The sequence below is a fragment of the Salinispora cortesiana genome, from assembly GCF_000484695.1.
Classification (GTDB): Bacteria; Actinomycetota; Actinomycetes; order Mycobacteriales; family Micromonosporaceae; genus Micromonospora; species Micromonospora cortesiana.
The window spans coordinates 313498-328021 of record NZ_AXVR01000001.1; the positions used below are offsets into that span (position 1 = coordinate 313498).

The following is a 14524-nucleotide window of genomic DNA, read 5'->3' on the forward strand; positions in this document are numbered from 1 at the left end:
CGACGTCAGCGGCGGCCCGCCACCTCCCGGGCGGCACGGGCGATCTCCCGCTCCTCGTCGGTGCCGATGACGCAGACCGCCACCTCGCTCCCGTCCGGCGAGATGACCCGGTCGCCACTGCCGGCATTGCGCTCCGGATCGATCGTGATGCCGAGTCGTTCGAGTCCGGCCAGGGCCGCCGCGCGGACCGGCGCGGCGTGCTCGCCGACACCGGCGGTGAAGGTCACCGCGTCCACCCGGCCGAGCAGCGCGTAGTACGCCCCGACGTAGCTGGTGATCCGGCGGCAGTACACCTCGAAGGCGAGGAGGGCGGCCTGGTCGCCCTCGGCCCGGCGGGCGAGCACCTCGCGCATGTCGTTGGCGCCGGTGAGCCCGTACAGGCCGCTGCGGTGGTTGAGCAGGTCGTCGATCTCGTCGATGCCCAACCCACCCTCCCGCCGCAGGTGAAAGATCACCGTTGGGTCCAGGTCGCCGCTCCGGGTGCCCATGACCAGCCCCTCGAGCGGGGACATCCCCATCGAGGTGGCCACGCTGCGCCCGCCGGCCACGGCGGCGGCGCTCGCGCCGTTGCCCAGGTGCAGGGTGATGGTGTTGGTGTCGGCGTACGGACGACCCAGCAACTCCGCCGTGCGCCGGGAGACGTACGCGTGGGAGGTGCCGTGGAAGCCGTACCGCCGGATGCCGTACCGGTCGGCTGTCGCCCGGTCGATCGCATAGGTGGCGGCGGACTCGGGCAGCGTGGTGTGGAAGGCGGTGTCGAAGACGGCGACCTGGGGGACACCGGGCAGCGTCGCCCGGGCGACCTCGATCCCAGCCAGGTTGGCGGGGTTGTGTAACGGGGCGAGTGGCACCAGCTCCCGGATCGCGGTGAGCACCGCGTCGTCGATCAGTACCGGCTCGCCGAAGCGGCGTCCACCGTGCACCACCCGGTGCCCGATGGCGGTGAGTCCGGTCAGGTCGAGCTCGGCGAGGATCCCCCGGATGGCGGTGCCGTGGTCCGCCGGCCCGCCCCCGGGTTCACCGATCCGCTCGACGGCGCCCCGGTCGAGGACATCGTCGCCGTCATAGAGCCGCCACTTGACCGACGACGACCCACAGTTGAGTACCAGCACCCGGCTCACTTGCCTGCCTCCCCGGCCTGGATCGCGGTGATCGCCACCGTGTTGACGATGTCCGGGACGGTCGCACCCCGGGAGAGGTCGTTCACCGGCCGGCGTAGCCCTTGCATAACCGGCCCGACCGCCACCGCTCGGGCAGACCGCTGCACCGCCTTGTACGTGTTGTTGCCCGTGTTCAGATCCGGGAAGACGAAGACCGTCGCCCGCCCGGCGACCGTACTGCCGGGCAGCTTCGTCGCCGCCACCGTCGGGTCGATCGCCGCGTCGTACTGGATCGGCCCCTCGACCAGCAGATCCGGTCGGCGCTCCCGAACCTGTCGGGTGGCCTCCGCGACCTTCTCCACATCGGCGCCGGCGCCCGAGCTGCCGGTCGAGTACGACAGCATCGCCACCCGTGGTTCGATGCCGAACCGGACGGCGGTGTCGGCGGACGATATCGCGATGTCGGCGAGTTGGGCGGCGTCCGGGTCGGGATTGACCGCGCAGTCGCCGTAGACGAGTACCCGGTCGGCGAGCAGCATGAAGAAGACGCTGGAGGCGATGGAGACGTCGGGCAGGTTGCGGATGATCTCGAAGGCGGGACGGATGGTGGCGGCGGTGGTGTGGGTGGCGCCGGAGACCATGCCGTCGGCGTACCCGGCCCACACCATCATCGTGCCGAAGTAGTTCGACTGGGGCACGATGTCGTGGGCGAGGTCCGGGGTGACGCCCCGGTGGGCGCGGAGCCGCGCGTACCCGTCGGCGAACTCGTCGCGCCACTCGCTGGTGAACGGATCGATCACCCGTGCACCGGCGATGTCGACGCCCAGCTCCCGGGTTCGCCGGGCGATATCGTCGGGCCGGCCGAGCAGGGTCAGCTCGGCCACATCCCGGCGCAGCAGGATCTCGGCTGCCCGCAGGATCCGCTCCTCGTTCCCCTCCGGCAGCACCACATGCCGGCGCTGGGCCCGGGCCCGGTCGATCAGGTCGTACTCGAACATCAGCGGGGTGACCCGCTGTGAACGGGTGACCCGCAGCCGGCGGGAGAGGTCGTCGGCGTCCACGCAGCGTTCGAAGGCGCCCAGCGCGGCCTCCACCTTGCGCGGATTGCTGGCGCTGAGCCGGCCCTCGATTCGGTTGCAGGCAGCCACCGTGTCGTAGCTGTCGCTGGGCACGGAGAGCACGGCAAGACCTGGCCGGAGCCGCTCGACCAGCCGCATTGTGCGCGGGTCCGGCGTTTCGCCGAGGGTGAGAACCAGCCCGGAGAGCGCGACCTGTCCCGCGACGTGCGCGGCGTTGGTGGCGACCAGGAGATCGTCCCGATCCCCCGGCATGATCACCAGGGCGCCTTCGGTCAGATGGTCGAGCAGCGTGGGCACGTGGGCCGCGCCGACGACATAGTCGAGTACGTCGCGGCTGAGCGCGGCGTCGTCTCCACCGAGCTGGGTGGCACCGAGCGCGGTCGCGACCTCGGCGACGGTCGGTGCCGACACGCTGGGCACCTCGGGGATCAGGTACGCGGGCACCGGCAGCTCGGGCAGCGTGAGTGGACCGGTCACCCGGTTCGCGACGACCGCCAGCACCGTCGCACCGAGGTCCGCCAGGTCGTGGTACGCCCCCCGGGCCGACGCCGCGATGGTGGCGGTTTCCTGCTCGTACCCGTCCACCACGGGGACCACGACGCTGCCGAACTCGGTCGCGAGCCGGGCGTTGAAGGCCAGTTCCCGGGGGCCGGCGCCGTCGCCGTCGTCGGCGAAGTCGCTGCCCACCACGACCACCGCCGGGTACTGCCGCTCGACCGCGCGGTATCGCTCCACGATGCGGGAGACCAGCTGCTCCCTCCGGCCCTCGGCGACCATCCCGGTGGCCTCGGTGTAGGTGGTGCCGGTGAGGTCCTCGATCGGTAGTTCGACCCGGTAGCGTTCGCTGAGTAGGGCGAGGATCGGGTCCGGCTGCTCGCCCCGGACCAACGGCCGGAAGATGCCGATTCGGCCAACCTGCCGGGACAACAGCTCCGCCAGTCCCAGGGCGACGGTGGACTTGCCGCCGCCGGAACTCACGCTGGTCAGATACACACTCCGCGCCACGAGATCCACTCTAGGAGCTCGCCGGGCTCTCCGCCCGGGTCCTTCGGCCCGGTCATCCGGCCCGGGGCCAGGGTGTTCGCTTCGCGCCGCTGCCGGGGGAGGTCTCGCCGCTACCGGAGAGTGTGCGCAGCCTCCCGGGGGAGTGATCGCCGTCGAGTTGGGGGCGGCGGGGCTGCCGTTCGCGGCCCTACTCGTCGTCCTCGTCGTCCAGCCGAGCCAGGTAGGTGGCGAAGCGCTCGATCGGGGTCTCGAATTCGGGGTTCTGGTCGACGAAGTCGCGTAGGCGCTCGGCGAGCCATTCGATGCTGACCTGCTCGTCGCCGCGGCGCTCGGTCAGTTCCTCGATCCCTCGGTCGGTGAAGTACATGCGTTCCTCGGTCACGTCGTGGTGGTGGGGGCCGGGACAGTGTCCCAGCCCCCACCACCAGCACGGGTTGGGTGGTGCCTACGGGCGGGGGAGTGCGGCGTCGAGCAGGGCGGAGAGCTCGACGTCGTGCATCTTGGCCGAGCCGACCGCCGGGGCGGCTGCCGCTGGGCGGGAGATGCGGCGCAGCCGTACTCCGTCCAGGTGCTCCAGCATGTTGAGCGCAACAAAAGACCAGGCACCCTGGTTGGCCGGCTCCTCCTGGGCCCAGGCGAAGTCCACCGCGTTGGTGTATGCCGCGAGTGCGGCCCGAATTTCCTCGATCGGCATCGGGTAGAGCTGCTCGACCCGGATGATCGCGGTGTCGGTGATACCGCGATCCTGCCGGGCTTGGAACAGGTCGTAGTAGACCTTGCCAGAGCAGAGCAGAACCCGCTTCACCTGCTCTGGTGCGGGGGTGCCACCGTCGGGCAGCACCGGCTGGAAGGTGCCGTTGGTGAAGTCCTCGACCTGTGAGACACAGAGCCGGTGCCGCAGCAGGGACTTCGGCGTGAAGACGATGAGGGGCTTGCGCTTCGGCGACAGGGCCTGGCGACGCAGCAGGTGGAAGTAGTTCGCCGGCGTCGTCGGGATCGCCACCCGCATGTTGTCCTCGGCGCAGAGCTGGAGGAACCGTTCCGGACGGCCGGAGGTGTGGTCCGGGCCCTGGCCCTCGTGGCCGTGCGGCAGCAGCAGTGTGACCGCGGAGCGCTGACCCCACTTCACCTCACCGGAGGAGATGAACTCGTCAATCACCGACTGGGCACCGTTGACGAAGTCACCGAACTGGGCCTCCCAGCAGACCAGCGCGTTGACGTTCTCCACCGAGTAGCCGTATTCGAAGCCCATCGCCGCATACTCGGACAGCAGCGAGTCGTGCGCGAAGAACCGGGACCGCTCACCGCCGGCGGTGAGCGCCTCCAGGGGCAGGTGGTCGTCGCCGGTCTCGGCGTCGACAACGGAGGCGTGCCGCTGCACGAACGTGCCGCGGCGCGAGTCCTGGCCGGCGAGCCGGATGGTGACCCCGTCGTGCAGCAACGCACCGAAGGCGATGATCTCGCCGAAGCCCCAGTCGATGTTGCCCTCGCTGGCCATCTTGGCCCGTCGGTCGAGCAGCTGCTGGATCCGCTTGTGCGGGGTGAAGCCTTCCGGCAGGTTGAGGTGTGCCTCGCCAACCGCCCGGATGACATCGGCGTCCGTGGCGGTCTCCACCGGTGGCTCCGGCTCATCCTCCCGCTTCGGGCGGCTGAGTTGACGGGGTGCGGTGGCGGCGTCCCGGGTGGCCTTGAAGACCCGCTCCAGCTGCGCCTGGTAGTCGCGCAGCAGCTCCTCCGCGTCCTCCACGGTGATGTCGCCGCGCCCGATCAGCTCCTCGGTGTAGAGCTTGCGAACCGATCGCTTCGAGTCGATGATCCGGTACATCTCCGGGTTCGACATCGACGGGTCGTCGCCCTCGTTGTGCCCGCGTCGCCGGTAGCAGACCAGGTCGATGACGACATCCTTGTTGAACGTCTGCCGGTACTCGAAGGCCAGCTGGGCGACCCGCACCACGGCCTCCGGGTCGTCGCCGTTGACGTGGAAGATCGGTGCCTGGATCATCCGGGCCACGTCGGTGCTGTAGAGGCTGGAGCGGCTGTACTCCGGCGCGGTGGTGAAGCCGACCTGGTTGTTGACCACCACGTGCACCGTGCCGCCGGTGCGGTAGCCGCGTAGCTGGGACAGGTTCAGCGTCTCGGCGACGACTCCCTGGCCGGCGAAGGCCGCGTCCCCGTGTACCGCCAGCGGCAGTACGGTGTAGCCCTCCAGCTTGAGGTCGATCCGGTCCTGCTTGGCCCGGACGATGCCCTCCAGCACCGGGTCAACGGCCTCCAGGTGCGACGGGTTCGCCACCACCGAGACCTTGACCGAGTGCTCGCCGTCGGGGGTGGTGAACTTGCCGTTCTGCCCGAGGTGGTACTTCACGTCGCCGGAGCCCTGCGTGGAACGCGGGTCCAGGTGCCCCTCGAACTCGGAGAAGATCTTCTCGTACGGCTTGCCGACGATGTTGGCCAACACGTTCAGCCGGCCCCGGTGCGCCATGCCGATGACGACCTCGTCCAGCCCACCTTCGGCGGAGGCCTCCAACACCTCGCCGAGCAGCGGAATCAGCGACTCGCCCCCCTCCAACGAGAAGCGCTTCTGGCCGACGTACTTGGTCTGCAGGAAGGTCTCGAAGGCCTCCGCGGCGTTCAGCCGGTTGAGGACGTGCTTCTGCTCGTTGACCGCCGGCTTCTCGTACTTGCGCTCAACCCGCTGCTGGATCCAGCGCCGCTCCTCCGGGTCCTGGATGTGCATGTACTCGATGCCGACCCGGCGGCAGTAGGTGTCCCGGAGCACGCCGAGGACATCACGCAACTTCATCCGCTGCCGACTGGCGAAGCCGTTCACCGGGAACTGGCGGTCCAGGTCCCAGAGGGTGAGCCCGTGCTGGAGGACGTCCAGATCCGGGTGCTTGCGGATCTTGAACTCCAGCGGGTCGGTGTCGGCCATCAGGTGGCCCCGCACCCGGTAGGCGTGGATCAGCTCGTGGACCCGGGCAGTCTTGTTGATCTGACCCTCGCCGTCGATCGCGACGTCGCGCATCCAGCGCACCGGCTCGTACGGGATGCGGAGCGAGGTGAAGATCTCGTCGTAGAAGCCGTGCTCGCCGAGGAGCACCTCATGCATCACCTTGAGGAACTCGCCGGACTGCGCGCCCTGGATGACCCGGTGGTCGTAAGTGCTGGTCAGCGTGATGACCTTACTGACCGCCAGCTCGGCAAGGGTGCCCTCGCTCATGCCCTGGTACGGCGCCGGGTACTCCATCGCGCCGACGCCGATGATCGCGCTCTGGCCGGTCATGAGTCGTGGCATCGAGTGCACGGTGCCGATGCCGCCGGGGTTGGTCAGCGAGATGGTGGTGCCGCCGTAGTCCTCCATGGTCAGCTCGTTCTTCCGAGCCCGCCGGACCACATCCTCGTACGCCTGCCAGAACTGACGGAAGTCCAGCTGCTCGCAGGCCTTGATGGAGGGCACCACCAGGTTGCGGCTGCCGTTCGGCTTGACCAGGTCGATCGCAATTCCGAGGTTGACGTGCTCGGGGCGGACCAGCGCCGGCTTGCCGTCCACGACGGCGAAGGAGTTGTTCATCTCCGGGTGCATCGCCAGCGCGCGGACCAGCGCGTATCCGACCAGGTGGGTGAAGCTGACCTTCCCACCGCGGCCCCGGGCGAGGTGGTTGTTGATCACGATGCGATTGTCCACCAGCAGCTTGGCCGGGACGGCACGCACACTGGTCGCGGTCGGCACGCTCAACGAGGCGTCCATGTTCTGGACGATCTTGGCGGCGACCCCACGTAGCGGTGCGGTCTGCGGGCCGGATGAGGTCGGCGTGGCGGTCGGCTTCGCGGGGGCGGGCTTGGCGGCCGGCTTCGTGGCGGCCGGCTTGGGAGCGGGCTTGCTGGGGGTGGCCTTGGTCGACACGGATGTGCGCTCCGGGGTGGCAGCGGGCGGGGCGGTGGAGGGCTCGGGCCGGCCGTCGGGTTCCGGTTTCGCGGCCGGCTCGTTATCCCGCGTCTCTCCCGGGCCCGGGGTGGGCCGGTAGTCGGCGAAAAAGTCGTGCCAGGCCGGGTCGACGCTGGTGGGGTCGGTGAGGTACCGCTGGTACATCTCTTCGACGATCCACTCGTTCGGGCCGAAACCCGCCAGTGGGTTCTCCTGCGAGGTCTGCTGGGTCGACACGGCCGGTATCGCCTCTTTCACGCGAGTTTGTGGGTTACGCCGAACGCCGGGGGCTCCCGGACACACGAGTCGGGCTCCAGGCTACGCCGTACCCAACCAATAGGAGTTTCCGACTCGGCTCCGCGGGGGGTTTCACAGAAATTGCCAGAAGTGCGTCCATCGCCGCGCGTCCTGCCACCTCCTGGTAGGCGGCCCGAACCCATCAGCGCGGACGGGCCTACCTGCCCTTTCGGGCAGGTAGGCCGTCTCCTGACGGATCCGTCAGGAGACGTCCCGCCGACGCATGATGAGGATGCCGATCAGCCCGGAGAGCAGCCCGTACCCGATGAGTACGGCAGCGCCCGCCCAGCGTGGTGGTTCCCCCGGAATGTCGACACCGGTGGTCATGAGCGCCGAGGCCAACGACGGCACCAGCAGTTGCAGGTTGTTGATCCAGTCACCGAAGCGGTTCGCGGCCATGACGAGCACGGTCAGCGCCCCGATCGTGCCTCCCAGGTACAGCAGAATTCCGGTGACGGTGGCGCCGAGTTGGCTGCGGATGAGTGTCCCCAGGCCGACCCCGAAAAACGCCCAGAGCAGGTAGGCCAGCCCGTTGAGCACAACGGCCTCCCAGACGGCGCTGCCCCACTGGGCGCTCACCCCGACCACCTCCAGGACCGCTGGCCCGGCGAGCAGGTTCGCGCTGGTCGTCACCAGCCAGAAGATCAGTGCCAGGCAGGCGGTCGCGGCGAGCTTGGCCAGGACGACCGCGCTCCGCCGCGGGGTGGTCAGGAAGGTGGTGGTCACGGTCTGGTGGAAGAATTCACCGGTCACCACGACGATGCCGAGCAGCATCACCATCAGCAGGCCGAAGAACTGACCGTTGGTGTAGAGGTTGGCCGCCAGCGCGTCCGGCTGGGCGACCGCCCCCACCGCCTCGGACTGCTCCGCCGGCACGTCGTCGAGGCGGGTCCGGGTGAGCGCGTCGGTCTGCAACCAGTTGAACGCCAACGTGATGCCCCACAGTGGCAGGTAGATCAGAGTCATGATCCACCAGGTGCTGGTCGTGCGGATCTTGACCAGCTCGGCTCGGACCAGGTTACTCATCGGATGCCCGCCTTTCCGGCCGTCAGCTCGAGGAAGACGCCCTCAAGGTCAGGACGTTCGGTGGCTAGTTCATGCAGCTCCACGCTGGCGGCCAGGGCCACCCTGCCGATCGTCGGTGCGTCCACGCCCCGGACCAGCAGGGCCCCCTGGTCGTCAACGTCCACTGTCGCCGACTGCTGCTCGAGCGCGGCCCGCAGCGTCTCGGCCTGCGGGGAGCGCACCCGAACCCGGGCGGTCTGCGCCATCGAGCCGATGACCCGGTCCACCGGGCCCTGCCGGATCAGCCGGCCGGCCGCGATGATGACGACATCGTCCGCGAGAAGCTGCATCTCCGACAGCAGGTGGCTGGAGACCAGGACCGTGCGCCCTTCGGCGGCCAGGCTCTTGAGGAAACCGCGCATCCACCGGATGCCCTCCGGGTCGAGCCCGTTGGCCGGCTCATCCAAAATCAGCACCCGGGGGTCGCCGAGCATCGCCGCGGCGATGCCCAGGCGCTGCTTCATGCCCAGCGAGTAGCCCTTGAACTTGCGCTGGGCCGCTGGTGCCAGACCGACCTGGGTCAGCACCTCGTCGGCCCGGGAACGGGGCAGCCCGGCCGCGGTGCAGATCACCCGCAGGTGGTTGATGCCGGTGCGCCCCTTGTGTGCGCTGGACGCCTCCAGCACCGCGCCGACGTGCCGCACCGGGTCGGTCAGGTCGGCATACCGGCGCCCGCCGATGGTCGCCTGGCCAGCCGTCGGCGTGACCAGGTTCAGCAGCATGCGCAGCGTGGTGGTCTTGCCGGCACCGTTCGGGCCCAGGAACCCGGTGACCCGACCCGGCTCCACCCGGAACGACAGGTCGTTGACCGCGCGAGCGTTGCCGTAGATCTTCGTCAGCCGGGAGACCACGATCTCGCCTGTGGTGTTGGGGCTCGACCGTCCGTCTGTCATTCTTCTCCCACGTTCATGTCGGTGATCGCCCTCGTTGGCCTTGCCGGGCGGTGCGAGCCACCTGCGGCCCGGCAGCGGAGCCGGGACCGATGTCCAGCTGCTATCCGGCGATCCAGGTGGCGCGCGCGTAGCCGAGGAGACTACCGTCCGGGGCGAACAAGCTGCTGTGCACCTCGGCTTTGCGGCCCTGGACGCCGGCCAACACCCCGGTCACCACGCACTCGTCATTGGGGTGCGGTGTGGCCAGCACCACCGCGGACATTCGGCCCAGCAGGTACGGCCGGCCGGGGGCGATCACCGACCAGCCTCCGGGACAGTCCAGCGCCGCCCAGGTGGTGACCACGTCCGCTTCCTCCGGAGCCCGGAACGGGGCGGCGGTGCGCCCGTCGGAGAGTGGACCAGGGAAGATCCGGAGCCCGTCGGCGTGCTGCGGGCCGCAGACGTAGCAGCCGGGGAACGGGTGGTTGACCAGCCCGGGATAGTCGGCGGCGGCGGCCTGGGCGGTCGCCAGGTCCACCGGCTCCGCCACCGGGTCGAACGGGGCAACTGTCGTGACCTCGGCGACGAGGCGGCCTGCGGGGTCGCGGACCTCGCCCGCGTCGAGGGTCAACGGCGTCTCCAGCGGCGGGGGTCGGCGTAGGGTCACCTCCACCGGCTCGGCGTCGCGTCGAGGGCGCCCGCCGGGCGCCGGTAGCGAAGCACCCTGGGCGGCCACCGCGAACGTACCCGCGCTCCACCCGCCGTTCCCCGAGCCCGGCGGGCCGTTGTACCGCGAGCCGATGATCACGTCGTTCACCTCCGATCGGAGCCAGCCCGGTCGCCGGTCCGCCTGGCAGCCTGCCATGGTCATGTCGCAGCCGCCCAGGTGGCCAGGTCGCCTCGTCCGCTCACAGAATTCATTCAGGAATCACCCAGGCGCGTCGCAGTCGGGTCGCGGATGATGGCCGCATGGCGGCTACCCAGACCGAGGCTCGACTGCTCGTCGTCGAGGACGACCCGAACATTCTCGAGCTGCTCTCCGCGAGCCTGCGCTTCGCTGGTTTCGACGTGGCGACCGCGACCAGCGGCAGCGCCGCGTTGAGCGCGGCGAAGACACACCGCCCCGATCTGGTCGTGCTGGACATCATGCTGCCCGATCTGGACGGGTTCGAGGTCATCCGGTTGCTGCGCGAGGGGGGCACCCGTACTCCGGTCGTCTTCCTGACCGCGCGGGACGCCACCGACGACAAGATCCGTGGGCTGACCCTGGGCGGCGACGACTACGTGACCAAGCCGTTCAGCCTGGAGGAGTTGACCGCGCGGATCCGGGCGGTGCTGCGCCGCAGCGCCAGCGGTGAGCAGGCCCCGGCCCGGCTCACCTTCGCCGACCTCGAACTCGACGAGGAGGCCCACGAGGTGCACCGGGCGGGGCAGCGGGTGCAGCTCTCCCCGACGGAGTTCAAGCTGCTGCGGTACCTGATGCTGAACGCCAACCGGGTGCTCTCCAAGGCGCAGATCCTCGATCACGTCTGGAACTACGACTTCCGGGGCGACGACAACATCGTCGAGTCGTACATCTCGTATCTTCGGCGCAAGGTCGACAACACCCAGCCCCGGTTGATCCACACCCTCCGCGGGGTCGGGTACGTGCTCCGCAAGCCGGCAGCGTGAACGCCCTCGCACAGGCGAAGGCCGGACTGCGCCGGATCCCGCTCCGGGTCAAGCTGATCGCCGCGGTCCTCAGCCTGGTGGCGGTCGCGCTCCTGGTGATCAGCACGATGGCCACCGTCTTCCTCCGGAGCTACCTTATCGGCCAGGTTGACCAGGGGTTGGAGGGCTCGGCCAGCAACATCGACTCCCGGCTCAAGGCCGGCGAGGCTCTCCACGTGCCGGTTCGGCTGATCTTCCCGACGGACTACCTGATCGTCGTGACGAGCGCCCAAACCGGGCTGGTCGAAGGCGTGGTGTACGACACAGGCCGGTTCGAGAGTTGGGAGCTGCCCCCGGTGCCGACGGACGCCGCGGGGTTTCGGGACCTGGCCGGTGAGCCGTTCACCGCCCGCGCCAAGGGCAGCGATGTGCACTGGCGAATGCTCTACACGGAGCTGCCGAGCGGAGCGTGGCTGGCCGTCGGGCAGCACCTGATCGAGGTGGATCAGGCCGTCAAGCGGCTGATCTGGATCGATCTGATGGTGGGCACGTCGGTGTTGCTCCTGCTCGCCTCGATCGGCGCGGGCATCGTCCGGGCCAGCCTGAGGCCCCTCGACGAGATCGAGCAGACCGCCGCCGCGATCGCCGGTGGGGACCTGGCCCGCCGGGTGCCGGACCCCGAGGCGGGTAACCCCCAGCCGACCTCGGAGCTGGGGCGGCTGTCCCGGGCGCTCAACATGATGCTCACCCAGATCGAGGCGGCCTTCACCGCCCGCGCCGCCTCGGAGACCGCCGCCCGCGCCGCCGAGGCCACCGCGCGGGACGCCGCCGCGCACGCGCAGGCGTCCGAGTCCCGCGCCCGGCGTTCCGAGGAGCGGATGCGGCAGTTCGTCGCGGACGCCTCGCACGAGCTGCGTACGCCACTGACCACCATCCGGGGCTTCGCCGAGCTGTACCGGCAGGGCGCTGCGCGGGATCCCGAGCAGACCGGTGACCTGCTGCGTCGGATCGAGGACGAGGCGGCCCGGATGGGGCTGCTGGTGGAGGATCTGCTGCTGCTCGCCCGGCTGGACCGGGAGCGTCCGCTCTCGCCGGCCCCGGTCGAGCTGCCGGTGCTGGCCGCCGACGCCGTGGCGGCAGCGCGGGCGGTGGCGCCGGACCGGCGAATTGAACTGGACATCGTCGCGGGCGCCGGGCCGCTGGTGGTATACGGCGACGACGCTCGTCTGCGGCAGGTGATCGGCAACCTGATGACCAATGCCCTGACGCACACCCCACCGGGGGCGTCGGTGACGCTACGGCTGCGTTCCGAGTCTGGTCAGTTGGCGGTGGTGGAGGTCGCCGACACCGGGCCGGGGCTCTCCGGTGAGCAGGCCGAGCGGGTGTTCGAGCGCTTCTACCGGGTGGACGCGGCCCGGACCCGCCGGGCCGGTGGCAACACCGGGACCGGGCTGGGCCTGGCGATCGTCGCCGCCCTGGTCGCCGCCCACCAGGGCACGGTGGAGGTGGCGCAGACTCCGGGCGGAGGCGCGACGTTTCGGGTCCGGTTGCCCTTGGCGCCGGCACCGACCGGTGACGAGGTGTAATTTTCAGCCAATCCACAGCTAGGCTTCAGGCTGATCGAAGTGGTAGGGGAGAAGGTGGTTCCATGACCGACTACGAGTCCGACCCGCAGCGTCGGCAGACCCCCAGGGACGCCGAGTCGTCGCATCCCACTGCCGATCTGTCCCGCCTCGAGCGCGCTTTGTCCGACTCTTCGGCCGCTACCCCCGGTGCGGACAGTGGCGCCGCGCCATCCGCCGACACCTCGGCCGACCGTACTGAGGTGGTGCCGACCTCGGCTCCGGACACGCCGCTGTCGGTCGACCCCATTGACGTGTTGCCGCCCTCGGCCCCGGACGGCCCGCCGTCGGTCAACCCCGCTGTGCCGCTCGGCCCCCGGCCCGGCGCCACGCCCGTCGCCGGGCCGCCCGGTGGGCCTCCCTATCCCCCCGGCTACTCGCCGCAGCACCCCGGCGCTGCCTGGTACGGGCCGCAGTCCACCGCCTGGAGCGGGGGGCAGCCAGGCGGGTACGGAGCCCCGTTCTACCCGGGTCAGCCAGCGCAGCTGGCCGGGCAGCCCACACCACCGTGGGGGGCGCCGCGAACCGGTCCGAATCCGGGTAGCCGGGTGGCGAAGTTCATTGGCGCCGGCGTCGCGGTGCTCGCCCTGATGTTCGGCTCCGGTGTCGCCGGCGGCGCGCTCGCACTCGCCCTGAGCGATGGCTCCGGCATCACGCGCACCTACTCCGCGGCCCCGATCATCGACAGCGCCGACCTGCCGCGGATCGCCGCCGCGGTGCAGCCCAGCGTGGTGTCGATCGGCACCGACAGCGGCGGGGGCTCGGGCGTGATCCTCACCGCCGACGGATATGTGCTGACCAACAACCACGTGATCGCCACGGCCAGCGGCGACACCGTGCTGGTGACCTTCGCCGACGGCGAGACGGCGTCGGCGGAGATCACCGGCACCGACCCCAAGACCGATCTGGCGGTGGTGAAGGCCGCCGGGGTCAGCGACCTGACGCCGGCGGAGTTCGGCGACAGCGACGCGATGCAGGTCGGCGATCAGGTTCTCGCCCTCGGTAGTCCGCTGGGTCTGCAGGGGTCGGTGACCGCCGGCATCCTGAGCGCGCGGGACCGCACCATCCAGGCCGGCGGTTCGGAGCAGGACCCGACGGCGGGGGTCACCTCGATCTCGGGGCTGTTGCAGACCGACGCACCGATCAACCCGGGCAACTCCGGCGGGGCGCTGGTCAACACCCGGGGTGAGGTGATCGGGATCAACACCGCGATCGCCACCAGTGGCCAGGGCAGCACCGGCAACATCGGGGTCGGCTTCGCCATCCCCAGCAACAAGGCCGAGGACGTCGCCGAGAAGCTGCAACGGGGTGAGAAGGTCAGCCACCCCACCCTCGGCGTCAGCATCATCACCGCGGAGGGCGGCGGTGCCCTGGTGGCCGAGGTCCTCCCCGACAGTGCTGCCGAGCGGGCGGGCTTCCAGCGGGGCGACGTCATCATCCGGTTCGGCGACAAGGTGATCAGCGACTCCGAAGATCTGGTCGCCGTGGTCCAGGCCGGCAAGGTGGGCGACCGGGTGGATGTGACATACAAGCGAAACAATGTTGAAGCGACGGCAACCGTGACGCTCGCCGAAGCGTCCTAACTGGACGTTTGCTTCATCTTCGGGCCGGTAATGGCCGATTCGCGCCTCGACCTCGGTAGCGCGAAATACCCGACCCGACCTAGAAAGAAAACATATCGGTGGACATAGGCCTACCCGGTTTCAGCGCATATCACCCCGGGATCGTGTCTGGTTCACTTTCATCCCGCACTGACGGACATGACGTCCGCCAGGTCGAGGCCCCAACACCGTACGCCTGCTTCATGACCGAACGGCGCCCCTACCCGTCCGACCTGTCCGACGCCCGCTGGGCCCTCATCGCACCCCGCCTCACCGCCTGGCGGCAAGCCCGCACCGACGCCGGCGTC

The 14524-nt window shown here is 69.9% G+C and carries 10 protein-coding genes and 1 pseudogene; 4 read left to right on the forward strand and 7 right to left on the reverse strand.

Annotated features, from left to right (window positions below; translation table 11 throughout):
- Window positions 1-5 precede the first annotated feature (5 nt).
- The 7 genes from K228_RS0101520 to K228_RS0101550 form a co-directional block, all read right to left on the reverse strand.
- Window positions 6-1121, reverse strand: coding sequence for an acetate/propionate family kinase (locus K228_RS0101520; RefSeq protein WP_025616818.1), 1116 nt, complete (start codon window positions 1119-1121; stop codon window positions 6-8).
- Window positions 1118-3193: a phosphate acetyltransferase gene (pta, locus tag K228_RS0101525; protein WP_025616819.1), complete on the reverse strand. Its 2076-nt coding sequence runs from the start codon at window positions 3191-3193 to the stop codon at window positions 1118-1120. Before pta ends, K228_RS0101520 begins: the two co-directional genes overlap by 4 nt.
- Window positions 3194-3371: 178 nt before the next feature.
- Window positions 3372-3566, reverse strand: coding sequence for a DUF6104 family protein (locus K228_RS0101530; RefSeq protein ID WP_018726034.1), 195 nt, complete (start codon window positions 3564-3566; stop codon window positions 3372-3374).
- Between the two features lie 63 nt (window positions 3567-3629).
- Complete coding sequence (locus tag K228_RS0101535) at window positions 3630-7346, reverse strand: multifunctional oxoglutarate decarboxylase/oxoglutarate dehydrogenase thiamine pyrophosphate-binding subunit/dihydrolipoyllysine-residue succinyltransferase subunit (protein ID WP_025616820.1); 3717 nt, start codon at window positions 7344-7346, stop codon at window positions 3630-3632.
- 261 nt (window positions 7347-7607) lie between these two features.
- Window positions 7608-8432 carry an ABC transporter permease subunit gene (locus K228_RS0101540; RefSeq protein WP_025616821.1) on the reverse strand — a complete coding sequence of 275 codons (825 nt, stop codon included), beginning with the start codon at window positions 8430-8432 and terminating at the stop codon, window positions 7608-7610.
- A complete protein-coding gene (locus K228_RS0101545) occupies window positions 8429-9364 on the reverse strand; it encodes an ABC transporter ATP-binding protein (protein ID WP_018252240.1) in 936 nt (311 codons plus the stop codon). The genes K228_RS0101540 and K228_RS0101545 overlap by 4 nt, the downstream gene beginning before the upstream one ends.
- A 100-nt stretch (window positions 9365-9464) precedes the next feature.
- A complete protein-coding gene (locus K228_RS0101550) occupies window positions 9465-10208 on the reverse strand; it encodes a hypothetical protein (protein WP_188116151.1) in 744 nt (247 codons plus the stop codon).
- A 104-nt stretch (window positions 10209-10312) separates the two neighbouring features.
- Between K228_RS0101550 and K228_RS0101555 the strand changes: the two genes are divergently transcribed.
- The 4 genes and pseudogenes from K228_RS0101555 to K228_RS30340 form a co-directional block, all read left to right on the forward strand.
- Window positions 10313-11014 carry a response regulator transcription factor gene (locus K228_RS0101555; RefSeq protein ID WP_018252238.1) on the forward strand — a complete coding sequence of 234 codons (702 nt, stop codon included), beginning with the start codon at window positions 10313-10315 and terminating at the stop codon, window positions 11012-11014.
- Window positions 11011-12579 carry a sensor histidine kinase gene (locus K228_RS0101560; protein WP_018252237.1) on the forward strand — a complete coding sequence of 523 codons (1569 nt, stop codon included), beginning with the start codon at window positions 11011-11013 and terminating at the stop codon, window positions 12577-12579. Before K228_RS0101555 ends, K228_RS0101560 begins: the two co-directional genes overlap by 4 nt.
- A gap of 62 nt (window positions 12580-12641) precedes the next feature.
- The gene (locus K228_RS0101565) at window positions 12642-14198 is read left to right on the forward strand and encodes a S1C family serine protease (RefSeq protein ID WP_025616823.1); all 1557 of its coding nucleotides are present in this window, start codon (window positions 12642-12644) and stop codon (window positions 14196-14198) included.
- Window positions 14199-14419: 221 nt separating this feature from the next.
- Window positions 14420-14524: pseudogene (locus K228_RS30340) on the forward strand (IS5 family transposase); the annotation flags it as partial.